The following is a 24,505-nucleotide window of genomic DNA, read 5'->3' on the forward strand; positions in this document are numbered from 1 at the left end:
ATCTCCTTGCAGGGTTGACCGCTTACCGGCGGCCCGTGTGGGCTGCCAAGACTGGACGGTTCGGTAAGTCAGGTGGTGACAGTCGGGACTGCCGATCAACACGACGATCGGACGCCGATGGGCGCCGCAGTGACGGGCGCGATCCATGGGGCGTGTCGATGACAAAATTGTTGGGGTTGCGGCGGGAATAGCGCCGGAAGTAGTGACCTGCCACCGTGCCTGGCTGGCACGGCGAGGTCGATGGGGTAGGGTCACTCGGTCCGACATATGACTCTTCTTGTTTTTATTGTTTAGAACTAAACGTAGCAGGGGAACGACCAGACGCAACTGGCCGCGGCGAATGAATGGGCTGGGTAAGGCCACCTCATTCAACGCAACACGCGAGGTTGACGCTTGCGTTAGGGTCTGTTCCCGTTTCGTCGCGGCCGCGACGGAGCCCGTTTTTGCGCGAGACAAGGCACGAGTTGCGCAGTTTGGTTGCTCCAAATAAGCGACGAGAAACGCCGTATCGCGCAAAAACGGGCCCGTCCCTTCGGGTTGCGCGGCAAATGACGCTATGCGGCGTTGCGGGACTTGCCAAGGGAGCGACCATTACCTGCGTCCCGCGCCTTGCCTGGCGTCATTTGGCGCAGCAACGCGGCTCGCAGCGAAATGGGAACAGACCCTAAGGTTCGGTGAATTAAAATAAACAGGCGCAACGCTGACGTTATGCCGTCAGCTCATCCGTTTCGCGACACTTCGCCTCGCTTCAGAGCCGATTCGAACCGCGCCGAGCACGGCCGAAGCTCGACGCTGGTCGGCTGTGCTTTTTTCAAAAGCCGGCTGCCGCTATGCTGGCCACCATTCAAGCAGGAGCGATTGATGAGCAAGGTCAGTGTGCTGGTAGTGGACGACGCGCCCTTCATCCGGGATTTGGTGAAGAAAGGCCTGCGCAGCCAGTTTCCGGGTATCCGCATCGAGGAAGCGGTGAATGGTCGCAAGGCCCAGCAGATGCTCGATCGCGACCGCTTCGATTTGATTCTCTGCGACTGGGAAATGCCCGAGATGTCCGGGCTCGAATTGCTCACCTGGTGTCGCGCCCACGAGAAGCTGAGCACCACGCCATTCATCATGGTCACCAGCCGTGGCGACAAGGAGAACGTCGTCCAGGCGATCCAGTCCGGCGTATCCGATTTCATCGGCAAGCCCTTTTCCAACGAACAGTTGACCACCAAGGTCCGCAAGGCGCTGGGCCGCGCAGGCAAGCTCGATGCGCTGGCTGCCAGCACGCCGGTCAGGCCCACCGCCACCGGTATGGCCAACGACTCGCTGGCCGCGCTTACCGGCGGCAAGGCCGAGGTGATCAAGCCTGCATCCGCGGCAGTCAGTTCGCCGGCATTCGCCGCGCCGTTGATCCAGCCGAGCGCGGCCAAACCTTCGGCGTCGAACAGTGGGCGCGGTCAAGGCCAGTTGCGTCTGGCATCCGGGACGCTCGCCTGCGTCATCAAGGCATTGAGCCTCAAGGAGGGTTTGCTGGTCATCAAGCGTAGCGAGAATCTGCCGCAGGTGCTGGAAAGCGCTGTGCTCGACCTGGAACAGGGGGAGGGCGGCGAGGTGGCGCGATTGAATGGCTATCTGCACGCCGTTGCGGCGCTGGAGCCGAAACCCGACACCGAGTGGCTACAGTTGACCTTCCGTTTCGTCGATCGCGACCCACAGAAGCTCGATTACCTGTCGCGGCTGATTGCCCGCGGTACCGCGCAGCGACATTTCGTACCGGGCGCCTGAGCCGGCGCAGCGGCGGCTCTTTGGAAACCGCTCGTCCGGAAACAATCGCGTTCATTGGAACGATTTCACAGCCCGACGGTCGGTGGCTCGCGCATGCCCCGTTGCGCTGCTAGTCTGCAGCGCTCTGAATACATAACCCTATGAAGTTTGCCGTTATGTTGGGGCGCATCCTTTTCTGTCTCGTGTCGTGCTGGCTGGCATCGCCCGCATCGGCGCTGACCATCTACAAATACACAGACGCCAACGGCGTGGTCACCTACAGCGACCAGGCCGCTCCCGGCGCGCGCGTGTTCACCTTCAACGACCGCATGGTCGAGACGCTCGATAATCAGGTGAAGCTGGAAACGCGCAAGCATGCCGCCGGGGAAACCTTGCTGGTGCGCAATGATCTCTTCGCGCCGGTGGATATCGAGCTCCAGCTTACCGGTGTGCAGAACGCCGTCGGCGTGCCGGATGAACCGATTCGCTGGGTGCTGCCGCCACGCAGCCAGATCCGTCTGGCGACCCTGGCGCCGCTCGACCCTTCAAAACCGCTGAAATACACCCCCAAACTGCGCCATGCGCTGGGCGATCCGCGCCTGCTACCCAAACCCTATCGTTATCCGCTGCCCTGGCGCGGCGGTCCGTTCCGCCTGACTCAGGGCGCCAATGGTAAATACAGCCACTTCACGCCCAAGGGGCGCTACGCCGCAGACATCGCCATGCCCGAAGGCACGCCGATCATTGCGGCGCGTGGCGGCATGGTGGTGAAGATCGAGAACAGCCAGAGCGGGCGCGGTAACAATCCCGCGGGCAACTTCGTGCGGATCATGCATGACGACGGCACCATGGGCGTCTACCTGCATCTGATGAAGGGTTCGGTGAGCGTCCGGGAAGGCCAGCGGATCGATACCGGAACGCTCATCGCTCGCTCCGGCAATACCGGCAATAGCACTGGCCCGCATCTGCACTTCGTGGTGCAGCGCAATGTTGGCCTGGCGGTCGAATCGATTCCCTTCGACTTCTCCCAGCCGGTCAACAGCCTGCCGAATTTTGCGGTGGGAGGGGAATAAAAGCAGCTGGACGCTTCGAGCCAAACGCTTCAAGTAACGGCCGAAACTCCGGCCGGCGTTTCGGCACTGCCCCCTAACTCACTTGCAGTTTGCAGCCGCTTATTCCTGCTTCAACACCTTAGCCAACACGATCTTCGGACCGCGCATCTTCTTGATGACGATCTGCAGGTCCTCGATGAGCAGCACTTCGTTCTCTTCCGGAACGCGTTTCAGGGTTTCGTAGATCAGGCCAGCAAGGGTATCCGCCTCGATGTGGTCGAGGTCGACGTTCAGCAGCCTTTCGACCTTGAACAGCGGCGTGTCGCCACGCACCAGCAGTTTGCCGGGCTGATAAGCGAGGATGCCGCGCTCGGTCTTGCGATGTTCGTCCTGGATGTCGCCTACCAACACTTCGAGCACGTCTTCCATGGTTAGGAAGCCCACCACCTTGTGGTCGCCTTCCTCCACCAACACGAAATGCGCGCCGCCTTGACGGAACTGATCCAGCAATGCGTTCAAGGGCAGGTGCCGGGGCACCCGCTCCAGCGGTCGCAGCAGAGCGGTGAGGTCGAAATGCTGCGCCAGTTGCTCGTCGCTGGCCAGCGCCAGCAGCAGATCCTTGATATGCAGCAGACCGATGTAATCCCCTTGCTCGGCATCGAATACCGGGTAACGGCTGTACTTATGACGACGAATCAGGTCGAGGATTTCCGACAGCGATGAGCTGTGCTCCAGCTGCAACAGGTCCTCGCGCGAGTTGGCCCAGTCGGCGACTTCCAGCTCGCTCATCTCCACGGCCGAGGCGAGCACTTTGATGTCCTGGTTGGCCGGGTCGAGCGCGCGGTTGGAATGCAGGATCAGCTTCAGCTCGTCGCGGCTGTAGTGGTGTTCGTGATGGCTTCCGGGCTCGCCTTGCCCTGCGACGCGCAAGATGGCGTTGGCGCTGGCGTTGAGCAGGTAGATAGCCGGGTACATCGCCCAATAGAACAGGTACAGCGGTACGGCCGTCCACAGGGACAGCAGCTCGGGTTTGCGGATCGCCCAGGACTTGGGCGCCAGCTCGCCGACGACGATGTGCAGGTAGGAAATGATGAAAAATGCAGTGAAAAAGGCGATCCCGTGGATCACTGCTTCGTTGTCGATGCCGATGAATGCCAGCAGCGGCTCGAGCAAATGAGCGAAAGCCGGTTCACCGACCCAGCCGAGGCCGAGTGAGGCCAGGGTGATACCCAGCTGGCAGGCCGACAGATAGGCATCCAGCTGATTGTGAACCTTGCGCAGGATGTGCCCGCGCCAGCCATGTTGCTTGGCGATGGCTTCGACCTTGGTGGCGCGCAGCTTGACCATGGCGAACTCTGCCGCAACGAAGAAGCCGTTGAGCAGGACCAGAAACAGGGCAAAGAGGATCAGGCCGAAATCGGCGAAATAGGAGGGTGCAACGTAACTGGGAGAAGGGTCCATGAGGGGTTCAGGTAGTCGGCGACGGCACAAGAATGGGGCCGGTTACCCGTTATTTCAAGGAGCGTATCCGAACCCTCCCTCGGCAGGTGACGGTTGGCGTTTAGCGAACCGTTACCTGGGATAGCGGGAAGTGACAGGTGAAGACACTGCCTTTGCCCGGCGTGCTGTCCACGTCCAGACGGCCTTGGTGTCGCAGCAGCACGTGCTTGACGATGGCCAGCCCCAAACCGGTGCCGCCGGTATTGCTGGCACGGCTCGAGTCGACCCGATAGAACCGTTCGGTCAGGCGCGGCAGGTGCTTGGACTCGATGCCGATTCCCGAATCCTGAACGGCGAGGTGCGCGCCGTACTCGTTGCACCACCAGCGGATGCGGATTTCACCCTCGCTTGGGGTGTACTTCACCGCATTGAATATCAAATTGGAGAACGCGCTGCGCAGTTCGGACTCGCTGCCCTTGAGTAGCAGGATGGGATCGGCTTCGAGGTGGATGTCATGGTTCTGATCGGCTGATAAAGCTTGTGCATCGCTTTTGATCGACTGCAGCAGGATGGCGATATTGACCGGCTGGCTGTTGTTTGGGGGATTGGTGGCTTCCAGCTTGGCAAGCAGCAGCAGGTCGTTGAGCAGGTGCTGCATGCGACCGGCCTGCTGATTCATTTGGTTCAGCGCCCGCGGCCAGCGCGATGGCATCTCGTCGGTATGCTCAAGCATGGTTTCCAGATAACCGGCAATCACCGTCAACGGCGTGCGCAGTTCATGCGAAACGTTGGCGACGAAGTCCTTGCGCATCTGTTCCAGCAGGTGAAGGCGGGTAATGTCGCGCACCACCATCAGATGCTCGCTGTTGCCGTAGCGGGTGATGGTGATCTGCAGCCAGAGGCGATCGTTGACGGGGGAGGCCAACTCCAGCGGCTCATCGTGACGGCCGCTGTCGAAATATTCCTTGAAGCTCGGGTGGCGCACCAGGTTGCTGACCGGGTGGCCGGCATCCTGTGGCCGCTTCAAACCCAGCAGGCGCTCGGCAGCGGGGTTCCACCATTCCAGATTGCCTTCACTGTCGAGCATGATCACCGCGTCCTTGAGCGCCGTGGTGGAGCCCTGCACGCGATCGATCACCGATTGCAGCTGGCTGCGCAGCCGCTGGTCCCTGCGCTGCATCTGATAGAGATTGTCGAAGATATCCCCCCACGGGCCATGGCCGTCCGGTGGTGGATCGTCAGGCTGGCTGCGTTTGAGCCATTGCTGCAGGCGGCGCATCTGGTGCAGCGTCCAACCGAGATACCCGGCCAGGCCTATGACCAGCACCCAGGCATACTCGCCGGTGATCAGGCCGATCAGCAGGCATACGACCAACAGCACAAGCAGCTGGCGCACCAGTGCACCTTGCCAATCTTGGTTCACGCTAATGCTCCTTGAAGCCGCCTGGGGTCGGTCGGAAATCTTGCCACGCCGAACGTTCGGCGGCTCGGGTCGAATGAAGGCTGCGCACTGGCGCAGCCTTCACACCCGCTCGGAATACGGTTTCGTTCAGCTCTTGGTGGAGAAGCGGTAACCCGTGCCGCGTACCGTCTGCACCAGATTTTCGTAGGTTTCGCCCAATGCCTTGCGCAGGCGTCGGATATGCACGTCCACGGTGCGCTCCTCGACATAGACATTGCCGCCCCAGACCTGATCGAGCAACTGCCCGCGCGTGTAGGCGCGCTCCTGGTGGGTCATGAAGAACTGCAGCAGACGGTACTCGGTTGGTCCCATGTCCGCTGGGGTGCCATCGATCGTGACGCGGTGGCTGATGGGATCGAGCAGCAGGCCGCCGATCTCGATCGGCGTCTCGTTATCGCTCGGCGCGGCGCGGCGCAGCACTGCTTTCAGGCGTGCCACCAGCTCGCGCGGGGAGAAGGGCTTGGTGATGTAGTCGTCGGCGCCCACTTCCAGACCCTGGATCTTGTTGTCCTCGGCATCCTTTGCGGTGAGCATGATGATGGGGGTGTTGGCGGTCATTTCGTCGCGCTTGAGACGCCGCGCCAGCTCGATTCCTGAGGTGCCGGGCAGCATCCAGTCGAGCAGGATCAGGTCCGGCTGCCGATCGATGATCAGCGCGTGAGCCTGCTGCGTATTCTCCGCCTCGAGGCATTCGTAGCCGGCCATTTCCAGCGCCACCACGATCATCTCGCGAATCGGCGCTTCGTCGTCAACGATCAGTATGCATTTACCGTTCATGTCCGCTCTCGGTCCGTTTCTTGTCGCTCGGCATTAGATAACGGAAATGTTGCAGCGATATGACAAGTTTATCCGCTTAAGCATATTCCCATATTGTGGGAGTGTAACTCGCATATTGAGATTACCTGTCGTTGGTACTAAGGTGCGTTTCGTAGGAGACGCTCATGACTCAAGACAACAACAAAGAAGCTCCCCTCGGCGCGCAGGCGCTGTTTCGGGGATTGGCGGTAATCGATGCGGTGTCGCAGGGTGCGGATTCGCTTGCCGCGATCGGCACCGCCATCGGCTGTACGCGCAGCACGACACACCGTCTGGTCGCGGCGCTGGTGCAGGCCGACTATCTGCGCAGCGAGGCGCAGGGTTATCGTCTCGGCCCGAGGCTGATCGAATTGGGTTACAAGGCTCGCGCGGAGATGCCTTTGATCAAACTGGCGCGCCCTCATCTGCAGCGCCTGGCCGATCTGACGCAGGACACCATTCACCTCGGCGTCCGTGAAAGCGGTGACGTTCTCTATATCGACAAGTTGTCGAGCACCCGTGGGCTGGAGATGCGCTCGCGTATTGGTTTGCGCATGCCCCTTGCACTGACCGGGATCGGCAAATCACTGATGCTCGACTTGCCCGCAGCCGACTGGCAGACGCTCTACGAAGAAGGGCTTCAGCGGCGGGCGGGCCAGAGCGGGTTGCGCGAGGAGTTCACGCCCTGGCAGGACTATCACGCACAGATGGCGGAATACGCGGCGGGTGGTTTCAGCTTCGATCTGGAGGAAAACGAACTCGGTGTGCGCTGCGTAGCGGCCCCTGTTCGCGACACGGGTGGGGAAATCATTGCAGCGCTGAGCGTCGCCAGTGCCATCCCTTACATGCCGGAAAGTCGCCTGGAAGAACTGCGGCCTGTGGTCATACGGTGCGCGGCGGACGTATCCGCCGAGCTGGGATGGAGAGGTCGATGAGCGAGCCCTGCCTGATCGGTATCGACTGGGGAACCTCATCCCTGCGCGCCTATTTGCTTGGCCCAGGCGCCTTGCTGCTCGATAGCAGGTCGCAACCTTGGGGAATTCAGCACACACCCGATCGCGATTTTGCCCGCGCTTATAGGCTCCTGCTGGAAGACTGGCTTGCCCGATGGCCCGGTCTGCCGGCCATCGCGTCCGGGATGATCGGTAGCCGCCAGGGTTGGCGTGAAGTGCCTTATGTCAACTGCCCGGCCAACGCGTCGGCCCTCGCTGCCGGATTGGTCAGGATCGAAACCGGTGTCGGCGCGCTACACCTGATTCCGGGGGTCCGACAGGTCGGTGAACACCCCAACGTCTTACGCGGCGAGGAGACCCAGGTGGTGGGAGCGCTGGCCCTCGAACCCGCACTGGAGAAACAGGCGCTGTTGCTGCTGCCGGGCACCCACAGCAAGTGGGTCCAGGTGCGCGACGGCGCGCTGCAAGCGTTCTCCACCTATATGACTGGCGAGCTATTCGCAGTGCTGCGGGAGCATTCGATTCTCGGCCGGCCGGCGCTGGAAGCGGGTCCGGTCGCCAGCACCGAGGCCTACCGTCGCGGGATTCAGACGGCGCGCGAAAGCGGCTCTGGTGGCATTGCCGATCGACTGTTCAGCGTCCGCAGCCTGGTGCTTTGCGGTGAGCTGCCGGCGGCCCATAGCCTCGATTATCTATCCGGCCTGCTGATCGGCGGGGAACTGCGCAGCGCGCTGTGTGGCTTCGTATCGTCACCTGTGCCGACTCCGGTGCTACTCGGCGAACCGGCGCTGTGCGCCCGTTATCGCGAGGCGCTGGCGCTGTTCGGATTCGATCGCGTGCGGAGCCTGGACAATCCCGGCGTCGCCGGTCTCTGGCAAGTCGCACAGGCAGCCGGGCTGATCGCCAAAGAGGAGGTGCAACGTGCTTGACCCATTCATGGCCCAGCTACCGCTGGTGGCGATTCTGCGCGGCATCACGCCGGAGTCGATTCTCCCAGTGGGCCGGGCGCTCTTTGATTGCGGCTTCCGCCTGATCGAAATCCCACTGAATTCACCGCAGGCACTGGTGAGTATCGAAATGCTCGCCGCGGAGTTGGGTGCGGACTGTCTGGTCGGTGCCGGCACGGTGCTCGATGTGGCCCAAGTGAAAGCGGTCGCTGCGGCCGGCGGCCGCCTTATCGTCTCCCCGAACATGAATCCGGACGTCATCCGTGCCACGCGTGCTGCCGGACTGATCAGCGCACCGGGAGTGGCAACGCCGACTGAAGGCTTCTCTGCGCTGGAAGCGGGCGCTCAAGTGCTCAAGCTGTTTCCCGCCGAACAGTGTGGTCCCGCCGTGGTGAAAGCCTGGCGGGCGGTATTCCCCAACGACTGCCCGCTACTTCCGGTCGGCGGCATCACGCCTGAAAACATGGCCGCTTTCGTCGATGCAGGCGCGGCTGGTTTCGGCCTGGGTTCCGCCCTCTACAGGCCGGGCCAGAACGCCTCGGATGTGGCGCGTAGCGCCGCTGCTTTCGTTGCCGCCTGGGAGCGATTGAAAACCGAATGAGGTAACCCCAACGCCCGTTTACGGGCTGCAGCTGTACTCAAAAACAATAAAAGGAGAGCTGGTATGTCCATGACTTCAACCCCTCGCTGGGTCCGCAAAGGCTGCCACGCGCTGGCCCTGCTATTTGGGCTGAGTGCTTTGCCAGCAATGGCCGCCGAGTGGCCGACCCGGCCGGTCACGATCGTCGTCCCGGCAGGCGCCGGCGGTGGTTCCGACGGCACCGCACGTATTCTTGCCAAGTACCTCAAGGAAGAGTTCGGCCAGCAGTTCAACGTCCTCAACCTCGGCCAGGGCGGCGGTGTGGTCGGCATCAACCGTATCGTCAATGCCAAGCCGGACGGCTATACGCTCGGCGTGCTGTTCAACTATGCGCACTACAAGGAAATGGGGCAGGCCGATTTCGAGCTGAACGACTTCACGCCCATCGCGCAGTACAACTTCGACCCGGCAGGCTTCCAGGTTCGCACCGACTCGCCGTTCAAGACCGTCAACCAGGCATTGGACGCGATCAAGGCTGAGCCGGCGAAATACACCATTGCTTGCGCCGGCGGCTGCGGCGGCTCCTGGCCGGTCGCGGTGGCAACCCTGCTTGATCGCTGGGGTGTCGAAATGAGCAAGGTGCGCATGATTCCGGGTCAGGGCGCGGCTGCTGCCATGCAGGATCTGGCCGCCGGTGGCGTTGACTTCGTGCCGAGCTCGCTACCCGAGGCCGACGCCATGCTCAAGACCGGCACGGTGCGCAGCCTGGCGGTGTTCGGCCCCGAGCGGCAGGAAAATTTCCCGGAAGTGCCCTCGCTGAAAGAGGCTACCGGCCTCGAGTTGGAGCTCGGCTCGTTCCGCGGTCTGGTCGCGCCCGCGGGGTTACCAACGGACGTCCGCGCCAAGCTCGAAGCCGCGATGAAGGAGATCTACGCCAATCCCGAGTGGCAGGCAGAGATGAAATCGCGCGGCTTCAACCCGCAGTGGCGCGACTCGGAGGCCTTTGCCCGTTACCTCGAGCAGCACACCGGTGACGTCAAGGCGCTGTTCGCCAAGATGGACATGTGATCGCAGCCGGCACGGAGTTACAGCCATGAAACTGTCCGACCTGACCTGGGGAATCCTCAGCTTGGCGCTTGGTCTCGGCGTGCTCGTCGTGGCCAGCGGCATGGAAGCGTCGCCGTACTTCCAGTATGGCGCCGGTTTCTACCCGTCGATCATTGGGACGATGCTGATGCTGGTGGGCCTCGTGCTTAGCAGTAAGGGCGTTGCGGCCGCGCGGGCCGGGCGCGCACCGATGTGGCTGGGCCTGTGTGACTGGTGCCGCATGCCGGGTCACTGGCTCAGCCTCGGGCTGGTGACTGGTGGGCTGATTGCGTTCCTGCTGCTGGTCGAGCCGCTCGGCTTCCTGCCCACTGGCTGGCTGCTCGTCGCCGGGCTCGGTGCCCGTTTCACTGGGCGGCCGCTGCGCGCGATGCTCTGCGCGGTTGGCGTGGTCGGCTTTCTTTACGTCTTTTTTCAGCAGGTGATGGGCGTGCCCTTGCCCCAGGGCCTGCTGGCCAGCCTTGGAGGGCTGTAAATGGAAGCCATCCTCGATGCGTTCGGCCAGGTGTTCACCTTCAAGGTGCTCGGCATCATGGCGGTGAGCGCGCTCTACGGGCTCATGGTCGGCGCCATTCCTGGCCTCACCGCCACGTTAGCGGTGGCGCTGATGGTGCCGATCACCTTTTTCATGGATCCGGTACCTGCCATCGCTGCAATCGTGACGATGGCTGCGATGGCGATCTTCGCTGGTGATCTGCCTGCGGTACTGCTGCGCATGCCCGGCACGCCGGCTTCGGCGGCCTATACCGATCAGGCCTACCGCTTCACCCAGGCCGGGCGGGGCGAGTACATCCTCGGCATCAGCGCCTGTACCTCGGCCATCGGCGGTAGCATCGGCGTGCTCGCGCTGATGTTCGGCGCGCCGCTGTTGGCGCGCTTCGCGCTCAATTTCAGTTCGTTCGAATACTTCTGGCTGGCGACGCTCGGGCTCACCGCCGCGATCATGGTCGGTGGTACGCAGGTGAGCCGCAGCGCGGTGTCCCTGTTGCTCGGCTTTCTGGTAGCCAGTGTCGGCATCGACCCGGTGTCCGGTGAAACCCGTTTTACCTTCGGTAGCGACGCGCTGCTTGGCGGCTTCGGTTTCATCCCGGTGATCATCGGGTTATTCGCGGTGGCCGAGATTCTGCGCTTTTGCACCCGCAGCGCCAGTGAGCGGGAATTGCCGCAAGTGCCGCAGCAGCCGCTTTACCTGCAAGCCCTGCGCGATGCGCTGCGGCACAAACTCGGCATTCTCCGCGGCTCGGTGACCGGCACGCTGATCGGCGCTTTACCTGGCGCCGGAGCCGACATCGCCGCCTATATCGCCTATGCGATGGGGCGCCGCCAGCGCGGTGCCGCTGACCATCCCGACGAAGGTGCGGTGGCGCAGATCGCACCGGCCACCGCGGCGAACAACGCGGCGGTCGGTGGCAGCTTCATCCCGGCCACGGTGTTCGGTATTCCGGGCGACTCGCTGACCGCCATCGTCATCGGTGTGTTGCTGATGAAAGGACTCAATCCGGGGCCGACGATCTTCACCGACAACGCCAGCATGATCAACGCGGTGTTCCTCGCCTTTCTTCTGGCCAACCTGATGCTGATTCCATTCGGCTTCCTCTCGGTACGACTGTTCAAACAGGTGCTACGGATTCCGCAGGGCATCCTGATGCCGTCGATCCTGCTGTTCGCCATGGTCGGCGCCTACGCGGTGGAGAACAGCCTGTTCGCAGTGGTGACCATCCTGGTGTTCGGCGTGCTCGGCTTTCTGCTCGAGGAAAACGATTTCCCGTTGGCCCCGATGATTCTCGGCATCGTCCTCGGGCCGCTGCTGGAAGAAACCTTCGTCACTTCGATGATGCGTTCGAACGGCAGCTTCCTGGCCTTTTTCGAGCGCCCCGTATCCCTTGCCTTGGCCCTGATTACGCTCGCGGTCTGGCTACTGCCGCCGCTTTTACGCCTTTGGCGTGAGCACCGTACATCCCGTCCCGCCTTCACTGACTAAGGAGCAACCATGTATTTCAACGACCTCAAGGGCAAGCGCGTCCTCATCACCGGCGCCACCATGGGTATCGGTCTGGCCACCGCCAAGGCATTTGCCCAACTCGGCGCCAAGGTCGGTATCACTGCACGCAATCGGCCGGCAAATCTCGATGCCCTTTTGACTGAGCTCAGCGCCCAAGGCGGGGAGGCGGCATTCTTCGTCGGTGATCTGAGTCGCAGTCAGGACTGCATCGATACCGTCGCGGCTTTCGTCGAGCGTTTCGGCGGGCTTGATGTGCTGGTTAATAATGCCGGTGCGCTGTTGGAAAGGCGCGGGCTTGAGAAAATCGATGATGCTTTTTTCGATGCCATGGTGGACGTGAATCTACGCTCGGCATTGTTGATCACTCGCGAAGCCATCCCGCACCTGCGTAAATCGGCCAAGTCCAGCGGACAGAGCACATCGGTGATCACCACCGGCTCGATCGCCGCCTATAACGGCGGCGGCCCAGGCGCGAGCCTCTACGCTGCCTCCAAGGCCTGGCTGCACAATGTGCAGCGCAACTGGGTGCGCGAGTTCGCCAGTGACAACATCCGCTTCAACGTGGTTGCGCCGGGCACGGTGGATACCGCTTTCCATGCCGACAAGGATGACTCCGCACGCGCCCAGGTAAATACCACCATCCCGCTCGGACGATTCGGTACGTCCGAGGAAATGGCGCCGGCTTACCTGTTCCTTGCCTCGCATGCCTGCAGCGGATATATCACGGGCCAGACGCTGGACGTGAACGGCGGCCAGGCGATGCCATGAGGAGCGAGCGATGAATACTCAGGTTGCTGCACCTCCGCTGGCCTACGGGCCGCCCATCAGTCTGGAGACGGCCAGCCGCGTCGTCGAAGCCGCACGTGCACATGCGCAGGCCAACGGCTGGGCGATGGTCATCGCCGTGACCGACGCCGGTGGTCATCTGGTTCTGCTGCAGCGGATGGATCACGCCACGCACGGCAGCGTCGAGGTGGCCCAACGCAAGGCGGCCACCGCGGCGGCCTTCAAGCGCGCCACCAAGGGTTTCGAGGAAACGCTCGCCAGCGGCGGGGCGACGTTGCGGCTACTGTCGATGCATAACGCCATCCTCATGGATGGCGGCATCCCGTTGATCGAAGACGGCCGGGTGGTTGGTGCCATCGGGGTTTCTGGCATGCACCCGAGCCAGGACGGTCAGGTCGCCGAAGCAGGCGCCCATGTGCTGAACGGCTGAGTCCTGCGTGGTGAAAGGCCCGTCCCGGCAGCGCCGCGACGGGCTTTCTTATATGCGGGTCGCGTAGTCGAGGATGATGCCGAGGAGGATCGCCAGCCCGGCCCAATGGTTATGCAGGAACGCCTTGAAGCAAACCTGCGGCTTGCGCGAGCGGGTTTTCCAGAATTCCCAGGCGAAGCAGGCGGCGGCGATGGTCAGGCCCAGGTGGAACCACTGGCCGAGTTCGAAGCGCACACCAGCGAGAATCAGACAGAGCAGCGCCAGCCCTTGCAGCGTGAGGATGATGATCCGGTCGGCCTCGCCGAAGAGGATGGCGGTGGATTTGATGCCGATCTTCAGGTCATCCTCGCGGTCGGCCATGGCGTAATAGGTGTCATAGCCCACGGTCCAGACCACGTTGGCGATGAACAGCAACCAGGCTTCCGGCGGCAGGCTACCGGTTTCGGCGGTGAAGGCCATCAGCATGCCCCAGGAAAACGCAGCGCCCAGCACGACCTGCGGGTAGTAGGTGTAGCGCTTCATGAAGGGATAGAGCGCGGCGACGCCGAGGGCGCCGAAAGACAGCCAGACGGTTGCCGCATTGGTCAGCAACACCAGGACGAAGCTAAGGGCCACGAGCACTGCGAACAGAATCCAGGCTTCTTTCGACGTGACCTTGCCGGTCGCCAGGGGGCGGCCCTTGGTGCGGCTGACATGGCCGTCGAAATTGCGATCGGCGAAGTCGTTGATCACGCAGCCGGCAGCACGCATCAGGATTACGCCGAGCACGAAGATCACCACATTCTTCACGCTGGGCGAGCCTTCGCCGGCGATCCACAACGCCCAGAGCGTCGGCCAGAGCAGCAGGTAGGTGCCGATAGGGCGTTCCAGGCGCATCAGCTGGATGAAATCCCAGGCGCGCGGGTGCAGGCGATTGCTCGATTGCAGAAGCTTCTGATACATCGGCGGTCTCCTAACGAAATGGTGGTTTTGACTGCCGCTGTTCAGCGATCTTGCTGCGCCGTCAGCCACAGGGCAGGCAGGAATATCTCGGCGACAAGAACGCCCAGTTGCCCTCGGCTGAAACGCGAACGCCGCGCCCAAAGCTGCGGCTGGCGACAGTCTCCGGGCAGCCAGGCTTCGGGATAGCGCGTGGTTTCCAGCGGACCTCGGGCGAAGGCTTGATCGCTGAACAGCAGTTCGCCCAATGAGCGGCTGCCCAGTTGCTGCAGGTCGAAGCCTGAGTCTTCCAACGCGCTGCGCGCCGCCACGCTGCGGGCGAACACCCAAGGCTCGCCGTGCCCGCGCAGGTAAACCTCGCGCACCCAGCCCTGGCTACCCGACGTCACGCCCAGCGCCGCGCATTCGTCGTCGCGCAGGGTCTGCCAGCCTTCGTCCAGCGGCGTCACGCTGAAGGCGCCTTCGGCCAGTAGCGTGAGGCGACGGGTCAGCGAACCCTTGTCGACATAGAGCCAGTCATGATGCAGCGGATCGAGCGGTGCGGGCAGTTGGTCGGCGGTCAGCCAGTCGTGAGATTCGGACACAGGCGATAGTAGGCGCGGTTCAAGAAAGGCGGGGAGTCTAGCATGGGGGGTGAGGAGCAGCTTCAAGCCACGAGCCTCAAGCTGCAAGCCAAAGCAAGCAGGGGCTCTCTTGTGGCTTGCCGCTGCTTTTAGGTCCACCCCTCCAGCCGCATCGTCGCGCGCACCAGTCGCTGCTCTTCCTGTTCGATTTCCTTGAGGTTGTCGCGAATGCTATGGATGTGGTCGCGGGCGGCGCGTTGGGCTTGGTCCGGCAGGCGTTCGGTGATGGCATGAAATAACCGCGAATGCTGCCGGTCGATCTGCCGCTTCTGCATGGGGCGATGGTAGAGGTTGTTCACCGAGGCGAAGACGGTGGAGAGCATCAGGTCGGTCAACGACTGCAGCGTGTGCACCAGCACCGGATTGTGCGAGGCCTCGCTGACCGCCAAGTGGAAGGCGTGATCGAGGCGCGCATGCTCGCGTGGGTCGCCGCCTTCCTCGGTATGCGCGGCGAGCATTTCCTCGTAGCGCCGGCGCAGCAGAATGAAATCGGCGTCAGTGCCGCGCAGCGCCGCCAATCGTGCCGACTCGCCTTCCAGCAGGGCACGGACTTCGAGCAGGTCGAACAACGTGCGCGGCTGTGAGTTGAACAGGTGCATCAGCGGGCTGGCATCCTGTTCGCCGGACAGTTTGGCGACGTGCGAACCGCGGCCCTGCGCGGTCTCGATGATGCCGCGCCCGCGCAGCACGCGCAGTCCTTCGCGCAGAGCCGAGCGCGAGATGCCGAGCTTTTCGCACAGCCGGCGCTCCGATGGCAGCGTCTGACCGACCTTGAGCACGCCATCGACGATCAAGCGTTCGATCCGCTCGGCGACCACGTCGGCCAGCTGGCGGCGTTCCTGGGTATTTTCGATCAGCATGGGGGCTCCTCATCTGGTAGGACCAGTTTGGCCAAAGTCTAACGCTGATCTTAGGAAAAAAGCGCAAACCGCCGATATCCGGGCGTTCTGGCTAGATACATCGAGATCCCCTCGGAAGAAACTGGTAGGACCAGTGGTTTTGTCGATGGACGAAGGGGTGGGGCGGGCCGATGATGCGGCAAACCACCGCAGCTGGCCGTGCTGGCGGTGCACAACGAGAGCATCCGACTGCCATGAATATTCTCTACGACGAACGCGTCGATGGTGAACTGCCCAAAGTTGACAAGGCGGCACTGCTCGCCGAGTTGCAGGCGCAACTGCCCGACATGGACATTCTCCATCGCGGCGAAGACCTGAAGCCTTATGAGTGCGATGGCCTGTCCGCCTACCGCACCACGCCGATGCTGGTGGTATTGCCCGAGCGCATCGAGGAGGTCGAAACCCTGCTGAAAATCGCTCACAAGCGTGGCGTGCCGGTGGTCGCTCGTGGCGCCGGGACCGGTCTGTCCGGCGGTGCGCTGCCGCTGGAGCAGGGCATCCTGCTGGTCATGGCGCGTTTCAACAAGATTCTTGAAGTCGACCCGGCCGGTCGCTTCGCCCGTGTTCAGCCCGGCGTGCGCAACCTGGCGATTTCCCAGGCCGCGGCGCCCTTCGACCTTTACTACGCGCCCGATCCGTCTTCGCAGATCGCCTGCTCCATCGGCGGCAACGTCGCCGAGAACGCCGGCGGCGTGCACTGCCTGAAATACGGCCTGACCGTGCACAACCTGCTCAAGGTGGACATCCTCACTGTCGAAGGCGAGCGCATGACGCTGGGCTCCGACGCGCTGGATTCTCCTGGCTTCGACCTGCTGGCGCTGTTCACCGGTTCCGAAGGCATGCTCGGTATCGTCACCGAGGTGACGGTCAAGCTGCTGCCCAAACCGCAGGTGGCCAAGGTGCTGCTGGCGGCGTTCGACTCGGTGGAGAAGGCCGGCCGCGCGGTGGGCGACATCATCGCTGCGGGCATCATTCCCGGCGGGCTGGAGATGATGGACAACCTGTCGATCCGTGCCGCCGAAGATTTTATCCACGCCGGCTATCCGGTAGATGCCGAGGCGATTCTGCTCTGTGAACTGGATGGCGTCGAAGCTGATGTGGTCGATGACTGCGCGCGCGTCAGCGAGGTCTTGAAGCTGGCCGGCGCCACCGAAGTGCGCCAGGCGCGCGACGAGGCGGAGCGGGCCAAATTCTGGGCCGGACGCAAGAATGCCTTCCCGGCCGTCGGGCGGATTTCGCCAGACTACTACTGCATGGACGGCACCATTCCGCGCCGCGAATTGCCGGGCGTGCTCAAAGGTATTTCGGACCTGTCCGACGAATATGGCCTGCGCGTGGCCAACGTATTCCACGCCGGCGACGGCAATATGCACCCGCTGATCCTCTTCGATGCCAACACCGAAGGCGAGCTAGAACGCGCCGAAGCGCTCGGCGGCAAGATTCTTGAACTCTGCGTGAAGGTCGGCGGCTCGATCACCGGCGAGCATGGCGTCGGCCGCGAGAAGATCAACCAGATGTGCGCCCAGTTCAATGCGGACGAGCTGACCCTGTTTCACGCCGTGAAAGCGGCGTTCGATCCCAGCGGGCTGCTCAATCCCGGCAAGAACATTCCGACGCTGCATCGCTGCGCCGAATTCGGCGGCATGCACATCCACAACGGCGAGCTGCCTTTCCCCGAACTGGAGCGCTTCTGATGACGGTTTCATTCGACGCCAGCGAGCAGCTGCTGGAGCAGGTCAACCAGGCGTTGGCCGCAAACACCCCGCTGCGTATACAGGGCGGCGGCAGCAAGGCGCATATCGGTCGTCCGGTCGAGGGCGCGCTGCTGGATACCCGCGCCCATCGCGGCATCGTTACCTACGATCCGACCGAACTGGTGATCACGGTGCGTGCTGGCACGCCGCTGGCTGAACTGGAAGCGGCCCTCGACGAAGCCGGGCAGATGCTGCCCTGCGAGCCGCCGCATTTCGCCGAAGGCGCCACCGTCGGCGGAATGATCGCCGCTGGATTGTCCGGTCCGCGCCGCCCATGGAGCGGCTCGGTACGCGATTTCGTATTGGGTACGCGGGTGATCACCGGTCACGGCAAGCACCTGCGCTTCGGCGGCGAGGTGATGAAGAACGTCGCCGGCTACGACCTGTCGCGCCTGATGGCTGGCAGCTTCGGCTGCCTCGGCGTGCTCACCGAAGTCTCGCTGAAAGTCCTGCCAAAACCGCGTCTGTGCCGCAGCCTGCTGGTCGAGATGCCGGTTGATCGCGCCTTGCTCAAACTCGCCGAATGGGGTCAGCAACCGGTGCCGATCACCGCGGCGAGCCATGACGGCCAAGCGCTGCATCTACGCCTGGAAGGTGGCGAAGGTTCAGTCAATGCCGCTTGCGACCGCATTGGCGGTGAAGCCCTGGATACCGGCTATTGGAATGATTTGCGCGAACAGCGCCTGAGCTTCTTCGGCGATGCGCGGCCGCTGTGGCGCCTGTCGCTGCCAACCAACACGCCTGTACTGGCGCTGCCTGGTGAACAACTGATCGACTGGGCGGGCGCGCAACGCTGGCTGAAATCCGATGCCGATGCGCAGACCATCCGCGCCATCGCAGGCGAAGCTGGCGGTCACGCCATCGGCTTCACCGCCGGTGCCACCGCTAGCCCGTTCCAGCCATTGAGCGAACCGCTGCTGCGTTACCACCGCCAGTTGAAGACGCAACTCGACCCGCAGGGGATCTTCAACCCCGGCCGTATGTATTCCGAGGTCTGATATGCAAACCAATCTCAGCGAAGCCGCGAAGAAGCTGCCGCGTGCCGAGGAAGCCGAGAGCATTCTGCGTTCTTGCGTGCACTGTGGTTTCTGTAACGCCACTTGCCCGACCTATCAGCTGCTCGGCGACGAGCTGGACGGTCCGCGCGGGCGCATCTATCTGATGAAGCAGATGTTCGAAGGCGGCGAAGTCACCGAAAGCACGCAGACGCACCTGGATCGTTGCCTGACCTGCCGCAACTGCGAGACCACCTGCCCGTCCGGCGTCCAGTACCACAACCTGCTGGATATCGGTCGTGACTTCATGGAACAGCAAGTTCAGCGCTCAGCGGGTGAACGCTTGCTACGCACCGGTCTGCGCAACGTGATACCGCGTCCGGGCCTGTTCAAGGCGCTGCTTGGCGCCGGCAATGCACTGCGACCGCTGATGCCGGCCACGCTGCGCTCGCACATGCCGCGCCAGGTTACCCCGGCCAAGCCGCGCCCGCAGGTCATGCATGCACGTCGCGTGCTGATGCTCGAAGGCTGCGTACAGCCGAGCTTGTCGCCGAACACCAATGCCGCTACCGCACGGGTGCTCGATCGGCTCGGTATCAGCGTCAGCGCGGCACGTGAAGCCGGGTGCTGCGGCGCCGTGGATTACCACCTGAACGCCCAGCAGGCCGGGCTAGACCGTGCCCGACGCAACATCGACGCCTGGTGGCCCGCCATTGAAGGCGGCGCCGAAGCCATCGTGCAGACGGCGAGTGGTTGCGGTGCCTTCATCAAGGATTATGGCCATCTGCTGCGGGATGACCCGGCTTACGCGGTCAAGGCTGCCCGAGTCAGTGCGTTGGCCAAGGACCTGGTGGAGGTCATGCGCAGCGCCGAACTCGAGCGGCTGAACGTCAAGGCCGACAAGCGTATGGCGTTCCATTGCCCCTGCACCTTGCAACATGCACAAAAGCTGAATGGCGCGGTCGAAGACGTGCTCAGCCGACTGGGCTTCCAGCTCACCGCCGTACCGGACGCACATCTGTGCTGCGGTTCGGCGGGCAGCTACTCGATCACCCAGCCTGAACTTTCCAAGCAGTTGCGCGACAACAAGCTGACCGCGCTGGAAAGCGGCAAGCCGGAAGTCATCGTCACCGCCAACATCGGCTGCCAGACTCACCTCGATGGTGCCGGCCGTACACCGGTGCGGCACTGGATCGAGATCGTCGAGGAGGCGATGCAGTAACCCGAAACCCGTAGGAGCGAGGGGGACGCCGAGTCCTTGCTCGCGAATAACCGCAGCTCGGAGTCCCGTCGGTTTGCGAGCAAGCTCGCTCCTACACAACAGTTGCGCCGTGACGCAGACCCATTCGACAGGAGAACACATGAAAACCAAAGCCATGCTGACCCAGACCGAAGTAACCGCCATCCTCGCCGCCGCCCGCGCAGAAGCGCAGAACAACGGCTGGGCCGTGACCATCGTCGTCGCGGACGACGGCGGCCATCCGCTGGGCCTGGAGCGTCTCGACGGCTGTGCGCCGGTCGCCAGCTACATCGCCACCGAGAAGGCGCGCAGCGCCGCCATCGGTCGTCGCGAAACCAAAGGATATGAGGACATGGTCAATGGCGGCCGCAACGCCTTCCTGTCCGCGCCGGTGGTCTGCTCGCTGGAAGGCGGCGTGCCGGTGATCGTCGATGGCCAGGTAATCGGCTCGGTGGGTGTTTCCGGCGTGACCGCCACCCAGGACGCCCAGGTAGCCAAGGCCGGCGTCGCGGCCGTCAGCAACTGAACAAGGACTAGCCAGCGTAAGCGCTGACGGCCGGGAGCTGCGGGCGAGTGAGTCGCTCGCCGAACCGGCTGTCAGCGGCTACCCGGCAAGGGTCGGTAACGAACAGAGAGGTTTGTCATGAGCGAACGTGTAACCCTGGGCCGCCTGCAAGTCGCGGCCAACCTGCAGCGTTTCATCGAAGACGAAGTGCTGCCCGGCACCGGCGTCGACGCTGCGGCCTTCTGGAGCGGCTTCGATCAGCTGGTCCATGACCTGGCGCCGAAGAACCGCGCGCTGCTCGCCGAGCGTGATCGCCTGCAGGTCGAGCTGGACAACTGGCACAAGGCCAATCCGGGCCCGATCGCCGACATGCCGGCCTACCGCGCCTTCCTCGAATCCATCGGCTACCTGCTGCCCGAGCCGGGCGAGGTGAAGATCAGCACCAGCAACGTCGACAGCGAGATCGCCACCCAGGCCGGCCCGCAGCTGGTGGTGCCGATCGGCAACGCCCGCTATGCGCTGAACGCCGCTAACGCCCGCTGGGGTTCGCTGTATGACGCGCTCTACGGCACCGACGCCATCAGCGAAGAGAACGGCGCTCAGAAAGGCCCGGGCTACAACGAAGTGCGCGGCGCCAAGGTCATTGCCTTCGCACGCAACTTCCTCGATCAGGCCGCGCCGCTGGCAGAAGGCAGTCACGCTGATTCGGTCAGCTACCGTGTGCAAGATGGCCAGCTCAAGGTCACCCTGGAAAACGGCAGTGTCACCGGCCTTAAGCAACCGGAAAAATTTATCGGCCATCAGGGTGAAGCGGTCGAGCCGACGGCGATTCTGTTGAAGAACAACGGTCTGCACGTCGAGATCCAGATCGACCCCAACAGCCCGATTGGCCAGACCGATGCGGCGGGCGTGAAGGATCTGCTGGTAGAAGCAGCCGTCACTACCATCATGGACTGCGAAGATTCCACCGCAGCGGTCGATGCCGATGACAAGGTGCTGGTCTATCGCAACTGGCTGGGCCTGATGAAGGGCGATCTGGTCGAAGACCTGGAGAAGGGCGGCAAGCGCATCACTCGCCGCCTCAATGCTGATCGCGAGTACACCGCCGCCGACGGCTCCAACCTGAAGCTGCACGGTCGCTCGCTGCTGTTCATCCGCAACGTCGGTCACCTGATGACCAACCCGGCGATCATCGATGGCGAAGGCCATGAAATCCCTGAAGGCATCATGGATGGCGTAGTCACCAGCTTGATCGCCAAACACGACCAGCAGCGCAAGGGCAACTCGCGCACCGGCAGCATGTATATCGTCAAACCGAAGATGCACGGACCGGCCGAAGTCGCCTTTGCCGACGAACTGTTCGGCCGCGTCGAGGACCTGATCGGTCTGCCGCGCCACACGCTCAAGGTCGGCATCATGGACGAGGAACGCCGCACTAGCGTCAACCTCAAGGCCTGCATTGGCGCCGCGAAGAACCGTGTGGCCTTCATCAACACCGGCTTCCTCGACCGCACCGGTGACGAGATGCATACCATCATGGAAGCTGGCGCCGTGCTGCGTAAGGGCGACATGAAGGGCACCGCCTGGATCCAGGCCTACGAGCGCAACAACGTACTGGTCGGCTTGAATTGTGGCCTGCGCGGCAAGGCGCAGATCGGCAAGGGCATGTGGGCCATGCCCGATCTGATGGCGGCGATGCTTGAGCAAAAGATCGCCCACCCGAAAGCCGGCGCCAACACCGCTTGGGTACCGTCGCCGACCGGCGCCACGCTACACGCGCTGCACTACCACCAGGTCGACGTGCAGGCCGTTCAGGCCGAGCTGGAGAAAATCGATCTGGCCAGCGAGCGCGAGCAGCTGACCAACGATCTGCTGACCATTCCGGTCGCGCCGGAGCGCAACTGGTCGGCCGAAGCTATCCAGCAGGAACTGGACAACAACTGTCAGGGCATCCTCGGCTACGTGGTGCGTTGGGTCGAGCAGGGCGTCGGTTGCTCCAAGGTGCCGGACATCCACGATGTCGGCCTGATGGAAGACCGCGCCACGCTGCGTATCTCCAGCCAGCATTTGGCCAACTGGCTGCGCCACGGTGTAGTCGGTGAAGCTCAGGTTCGCGAAACCCTGGAGCGCATGGCCAAGGTGGTCGACCAGCAGAACGCAGGCGATCCGCTCTACCGTCCGATGGCCGCCGACTATGCTCAATCTGCGGCTTTCCAGGCCGCCTGTGACCTGGTCTTCAAGGGTCGCGAGCAGCCCAGCGGCTATACCGAACCGCTGTTGCATGCCTGGCGCCAGCGCTTCAAGCAGCAGAGCTGAGTTTGAGGGTATTCAGAAGATTGCTGATGGCTGGCTTAAGCCGGCCATTGGCTTAATTTGTAGGCCCCGGACGCTGAAAGGTGTCCGGGGCTTTCGAGCATGGGGGGCGGGTCGACTTACCGGTCGACCAGCACCTTTGGATGACATGAGGCTATGACATCCATGCGGGGCGCCGGGGCTTCCCGGAGAAAGAAGTGGTTCACAACAAAAAACAAGGAACCCAACAATGAGTCAGACACTGCTGTCCATACTGGCCTTCGTGCCACTGGTGTTGGCGGGCGTACTGTTGATCGGCTTTCGCTGGCCGGCCAAGTACGCGATGCCGCTGGTATTCGTGCTTACCGCGCTGATCGGCCTGCTGGCCTGGGACATGACCTTCAACCGGGTCTTGGCTTCCACGCTGCAAGGCCTGATTCTCACTGCCGCGATCCTCTGGATCATCTTCGGCGCCATCCTTCTCCTCAACACCCTTAAGCATTCCGGTGGCATCGCCGCGATTCGCCGGGGCTTTTCCAACATCAGCCCTGACCGGCGCGTACAGGCGCTGATCGTGGCCTGGCTGTTCGGTTGCTTCATCGAGGGCGCCTCGGGCTTCGGTACGCCAGCTGCGGTGGCTGCGCCGCTGATGGTTGCGCTGGGCTTCCCGGCACTGGCCGCCGTGGTCATGGGGATGATGGTTCAATCCACCCCGGTATCCTTCGGCGCTGTCGGTACACCGATCATTGTCGGGGTCGGTGGCGGGCTCGATCAGACTGGTATCGGCGCGCAGCTGGCGGCGGTGGGCAGTAACTGGGAGGTCTTCTTCCATCTGATCTTCTCGCGCGTCGCGATCATCCACGCGCTGTGCGGCATCCTCATGCCGCTGATCATGCTGTGCATCCTGACCCGCTATTTCGGGCGCAAAAAATCCTGGTCCGAAGGGCTGGCGATGGCGCCTTTCGCGATCTTCACTGGCTTGGCGTTCGTCATTCCCTATGCCGCCGCCGGCGTCTTCCTCGGCCCGGAATTCCCCTCGATGATCGGCGCCCTGGTGGGCCTGGCCATTGTTGTCCCGGCTGCCAAGGCTGGCTTCCTGTTGCCGAAGGAAACCTGGGACTTCGCCCCGGCCAGCGAGTGGCCTGCCGATTGGATGGGCAAGATCGAGATGAAGATCGAGGATGTGGCCGGCAAGACGCCCATCTCCGTGCCTATGGCCTGGGCCCCGTACCTGCTGCTCGCCGCCTTCCTGGTGATCTCGCGGGTTTTCCCAGACGTCAAGGCGGCACTGATGTCGGTCAGCTTCGGCTGGCGGGATATCCTCGGTGAAACCGGCGTGTCCGGCACCCTGGAACCGCTGTTTCTGCCGGGAGGGATTCTCTGCATGGTAGTGCTGGTTACCTTCTTCCTGCACCGGATGAAGGCCCGTGAGCTGGGCGCGGCGCTTTCCGAGTCGAGCAAGACTCTGTTGGGTGCCGGCTTCGTGCTGATCTTCACCATTCCTATGGTGCGGATCTTGATCAACTCCGGCGTCAATGGCTCGGATCTGGTCTCCATGCCTGTGGCCATGGCGCAGCTGGTAGCCAACAGCGTGGGCGACGTCTATCCGTTCTTTGCCCCTGCGGTCGGTGCGCTGGGTGCCTTCATCGCCGGCTCCAACACCGTGTCCAACCTGATGCTGTCGCAATTCCAATTCAACACCGCGGGCCTGCTGGGACTGTCCGGTGCGCTGATGGTGGCGTTGCAATCGGTCGGTGCGGCGGCGGGCAACATGATCGCCATTCACAACGTGGTGGCGGCTTCGGCAACCGTGGGCCTGCTGGGGCGCGAAGGCGTGACCCTGCGCAAGACCATGCTGCCGACCCTGTATTACCTCATCCTGGCTGGCAGCATCGGCCTGATCGGGTTCTACGTCATGGGTATCACCGATCCACTGGCGGGAATCGCTAGCGCCAGCTAAG

The 24,505-nt window shown here is 62.9% G+C and carries 22 protein-coding genes; 16 read left to right on the forward strand and 6 right to left on the reverse strand.

The window, feature by feature from the left end:
- Nucleotides 1-861 precede the first annotated feature (861 nt).
- Entirely contained in the window at nt 862-1,767 is a 906-nt protein-coding gene (locus NA645_RS04210) for a response regulator (RefSeq protein ID WP_256047677.1), read from the forward strand.
- Between the two features lie 155 nt (nt 1,768-1,922).
- Nucleotides 1,923-2,819 carry a peptidoglycan DD-metalloendopeptidase family protein gene (locus tag NA645_RS04215; RefSeq protein WP_256047824.1) on the forward strand — a complete coding sequence of 299 codons (897 nt, stop codon included), beginning with the start codon at nt 1,923-1,925 and terminating at the stop codon, nt 2,817-2,819.
- 99 nt (nt 2,820-2,918) lie between these two features.
- Here NA645_RS04215 and NA645_RS04220 read toward each other — a convergent pair whose 3' ends face one another.
- The 3 genes from NA645_RS04220 to phoB all read right to left on the reverse strand — a co-directional run bounded on the left by NA645_RS04220 (nt 2,919) and on the right by phoB (nt 6,477).
- A complete protein-coding gene (locus tag NA645_RS04220) occupies nt 2,919-4,259 on the reverse strand; it encodes a hemolysin family protein (protein WP_256047678.1) in 1,341 nt (446 codons plus the stop codon).
- A gap of 100 nt (nt 4,260-4,359) precedes the next feature.
- Nucleotides 4,360-5,661 carry a phosphate regulon sensor histidine kinase PhoR gene (phoR, locus tag NA645_RS04225; RefSeq protein ID WP_256047679.1) on the reverse strand — a complete coding sequence of 434 codons (1,302 nt, stop codon included), beginning with the start codon at nt 5,659-5,661 and terminating at the stop codon, nt 4,360-4,362.
- 126 nt (nt 5,662-5,787) lie between these two features.
- Nucleotides 5,788-6,477 carry a phosphate regulon transcriptional regulator PhoB gene (phoB, locus tag NA645_RS04230; RefSeq protein ID WP_021207221.1) on the reverse strand — a complete coding sequence of 230 codons (690 nt, stop codon included), beginning with the start codon at nt 6,475-6,477 and terminating at the stop codon, nt 5,788-5,790.
- 164 nt (nt 6,478-6,641) lie between these two features.
- On the opposite strand from phoB, the gene NA645_RS04235 reads away from it, so the two are divergent.
- The 8 genes from NA645_RS04235 (at nt 6,642) to NA645_RS04270 (ending at nt 13,297) form a co-directional block, all read left to right on the forward strand.
- Nucleotides 6,642-7,430 (forward strand): IclR family transcriptional regulator, encoded by a 789-nt coding sequence (locus tag NA645_RS04235; RefSeq protein WP_255979817.1) that lies wholly within the window; start codon nt 6,642-6,644, stop codon nt 7,428-7,430.
- Entirely contained in the window at nt 7,427-8,377 is a 951-nt protein-coding gene (locus NA645_RS04240) for a 2-dehydro-3-deoxygalactonokinase (RefSeq protein WP_256047680.1), read from the forward strand. The genes NA645_RS04235 and NA645_RS04240 overlap by 4 nt, the downstream gene beginning before the upstream one ends.
- A complete protein-coding gene (locus NA645_RS04245) occupies nt 8,370-8,996 on the forward strand; it encodes a 2-dehydro-3-deoxy-6-phosphogalactonate aldolase (RefSeq protein WP_336605248.1) in 627 nt (208 codons plus the stop codon). Before NA645_RS04240 ends, NA645_RS04245 begins: the two co-directional genes overlap by 8 nt.
- A gap of 63 nt (nt 8,997-9,059) precedes the next feature.
- The gene (locus NA645_RS04250; protein WP_256047681.1) at nt 9,060-10,043 is read left to right on the forward strand and encodes a Bug family tripartite tricarboxylate transporter substrate binding protein; all 984 of its coding nucleotides are present in this window, start codon (nt 9,060-9,062) and stop codon (nt 10,041-10,043) included.
- Nucleotides 10,044-10,068: 25 nt separating this feature from the next.
- Nucleotides 10,069-10,554, forward strand: coding sequence for a tripartite tricarboxylate transporter TctB family protein (locus NA645_RS04255; protein WP_256047682.1), 486 nt, complete (start codon nt 10,069-10,071; stop codon nt 10,552-10,554).
- Nucleotides 10,555-12,060 (forward strand): tripartite tricarboxylate transporter permease, encoded by a 1,506-nt coding sequence (locus tag NA645_RS04260; RefSeq protein ID WP_256047683.1) that lies wholly within the window; start codon nt 10,555-10,557, stop codon nt 12,058-12,060.
- A 9-nt stretch (nt 12,061-12,069) separates the two neighbouring features.
- Entirely contained in the window at nt 12,070-12,849 is a 780-nt protein-coding gene (locus tag NA645_RS04265; protein WP_256047684.1) for an SDR family NAD(P)-dependent oxidoreductase, read from the forward strand.
- A 10-nt stretch (nt 12,850-12,859) separates the two neighbouring features.
- Nucleotides 12,860-13,297, forward strand: coding sequence for a GlcG/HbpS family heme-binding protein (locus NA645_RS04270; protein ID WP_256047685.1), 438 nt, complete (start codon nt 12,860-12,862; stop codon nt 13,295-13,297).
- 48 nt (nt 13,298-13,345) lie between these two features.
- On the opposite strand, the gene ubiA is transcribed toward NA645_RS04270, so the two are convergent.
- The 3 genes from ubiA to glcC all read right to left on the reverse strand — a co-directional run bounded on the left by ubiA (nt 13,346) and on the right by glcC (nt 15,719).
- On the reverse strand, nt 13,346-14,239 hold the full coding sequence (gene ubiA / locus NA645_RS04275; protein ID WP_256047686.1) for a 4-hydroxybenzoate octaprenyltransferase: 894 nt from the start codon (nt 14,237-14,239) through the stop codon (nt 13,346-13,348).
- A gap of 41 nt (nt 14,240-14,280) precedes the next feature.
- The gene (locus NA645_RS04280; protein WP_256047687.1) at nt 14,281-14,820 is read right to left on the reverse strand and encodes a chorismate--pyruvate lyase family protein; all 540 of its coding nucleotides are present in this window, start codon (nt 14,818-14,820) and stop codon (nt 14,281-14,283) included.
- A gap of 128 nt (nt 14,821-14,948) precedes the next feature.
- Nucleotides 14,949-15,719: a transcriptional regulator GlcC gene (gene glcC / locus NA645_RS04285; RefSeq protein ID WP_256047688.1), complete on the reverse strand. Its 771-nt coding sequence runs from the start codon at nt 15,717-15,719 to the stop codon at nt 14,949-14,951.
- 233 nt (nt 15,720-15,952) lie between these two features.
- Between glcC and glcD the strand changes: the two genes are divergently transcribed.
- The 6 genes from glcD to NA645_RS04315 all read left to right on the forward strand — a co-directional run bounded on the left by glcD (nt 15,953) and on the right by NA645_RS04315 (nt 24,504).
- Nucleotides 15,953-17,452 (forward strand): glycolate oxidase subunit GlcD, encoded by a 1,500-nt coding sequence (gene glcD / locus NA645_RS04290; protein WP_256047689.1) that lies wholly within the window; start codon nt 15,953-15,955, stop codon nt 17,450-17,452.
- Nucleotides 17,452-18,510 (forward strand): glycolate oxidase subunit GlcE, encoded by a 1,059-nt coding sequence (gene glcE, locus NA645_RS04295; RefSeq protein WP_423836561.1) that lies wholly within the window; start codon nt 17,452-17,454, stop codon nt 18,508-18,510. Before glcD ends, glcE begins: the two co-directional genes overlap by 1 nt.
- 1 nt (nt 18,511) lies before the next feature.
- The gene (glcF, locus tag NA645_RS04300) at nt 18,512-19,729 is read left to right on the forward strand and encodes a glycolate oxidase subunit GlcF (protein ID WP_256047690.1); all 1,218 of its coding nucleotides are present in this window, start codon (nt 18,512-18,514) and stop codon (nt 19,727-19,729) included.
- 139 nt (nt 19,730-19,868) lie between these two features.
- Nucleotides 19,869-20,273 (forward strand): heme-binding protein, encoded by a 405-nt coding sequence (locus NA645_RS04305; protein ID WP_256047691.1) that lies wholly within the window; start codon nt 19,869-19,871, stop codon nt 20,271-20,273.
- Between the two features lie 117 nt (nt 20,274-20,390).
- Nucleotides 20,391-22,568: a malate synthase G gene (locus NA645_RS04310; protein WP_256047693.1), complete on the forward strand. Its 2,178-nt coding sequence runs from the start codon at nt 20,391-20,393 to the stop codon at nt 22,566-22,568.
- A 226-nt stretch (nt 22,569-22,794) separates the two neighbouring features.
- Nucleotides 22,795-24,504: an L-lactate permease gene (locus NA645_RS04315; protein WP_256047694.1), complete on the forward strand. Its 1,710-nt coding sequence runs from the start codon at nt 22,795-22,797 to the stop codon at nt 24,502-24,504.
- The last annotated feature ends 1 nt before the right edge of the window (nt 24,505 follow it).

This window comes from Stutzerimonas stutzeri (assembly GCF_024448955.1).
GTDB classification, from domain to species: domain Bacteria; phylum Pseudomonadota; class Gammaproteobacteria; order Pseudomonadales; family Pseudomonadaceae; genus Stutzerimonas; species Stutzerimonas stutzeri_AQ.

Coding starts and splice junctions, on each gene's coding strand:
- NA645_RS04210 (WP_256047677.1), top strand. CDS start 862: ATGAGCAAGGTCAGTGTGCTGGTAGTGGACGACGCGCCCTTCATCCGG.
- NA645_RS04215 (WP_256047824.1), top strand. CDS start 1,923: ATGTTGGGGCGCATCCTTTTCTGTCTCGTGTCGTGCTGGCTGGCATCG.
- NA645_RS04220 (WP_256047678.1), bottom strand. CDS start 4,259: ATGGACCCTTCTCCCAGTTACGTTGCACCCTCCTATTTCGCCGATTTC.
- phoB (WP_021207221.1), bottom strand. CDS start 6,477: ATGAACGGTAAATGCATACTGATCGTTGACGACGAAGCGCCGATTCGC.
- NA645_RS04235 (WP_255979817.1), top strand. CDS start 6,642: ATGACTCAAGACAACAACAAAGAAGCTCCCCTCGGCGCGCAGGCGCTG.
- NA645_RS04240 (WP_256047680.1), top strand. CDS start 7,427: ATGAGCGAGCCCTGCCTGATCGGTATCGACTGGGGAACCTCATCCCTG.
- NA645_RS04250 (WP_256047681.1), top strand. CDS start 9,060: ATGTCCATGACTTCAACCCCTCGCTGGGTCCGCAAAGGCTGCCACGCG.
- NA645_RS04255 (WP_256047682.1), top strand. CDS start 10,069: ATGAAACTGTCCGACCTGACCTGGGGAATCCTCAGCTTGGCGCTTGGT.
- NA645_RS04260 (WP_256047683.1), top strand. CDS start 10,555: ATGGAAGCCATCCTCGATGCGTTCGGCCAGGTGTTCACCTTCAAGGTG.
- NA645_RS04265 (WP_256047684.1), top strand. CDS start 12,070: ATGTATTTCAACGACCTCAAGGGCAAGCGCGTCCTCATCACCGGCGCC.
- NA645_RS04270 (WP_256047685.1), top strand. CDS start 12,860: ATGAATACTCAGGTTGCTGCACCTCCGCTGGCCTACGGGCCGCCCATC.
- ubiA (WP_256047686.1), bottom strand. CDS start 14,239: ATGTATCAGAAGCTTCTGCAATCGAGCAATCGCCTGCACCCGCGCGCC.
- glcC (WP_256047688.1), bottom strand. CDS start 15,719: ATGCTGATCGAAAATACCCAGGAACGCCGCCAGCTGGCCGACGTGGTC.
- glcD (WP_256047689.1), top strand. CDS start 15,953: ATGAATATTCTCTACGACGAACGCGTCGATGGTGAACTGCCCAAAGTT.
- glcE (WP_423836561.1), top strand. CDS start 17,452: ATGACGGTTTCATTCGACGCCAGCGAGCAGCTGCTGGAGCAGGTCAAC.
- glcF (WP_256047690.1), top strand. CDS start 18,512: ATGCAAACCAATCTCAGCGAAGCCGCGAAGAAGCTGCCGCGTGCCGAG.
- NA645_RS04305 (WP_256047691.1), top strand. CDS start 19,869: ATGAAAACCAAAGCCATGCTGACCCAGACCGAAGTAACCGCCATCCTC.
- NA645_RS04310 (WP_256047693.1), top strand. CDS start 20,391: ATGAGCGAACGTGTAACCCTGGGCCGCCTGCAAGTCGCGGCCAACCTG.
- NA645_RS04315 (WP_256047694.1), top strand. CDS start 22,795: ATGAGTCAGACACTGCTGTCCATACTGGCCTTCGTGCCACTGGTGTTG.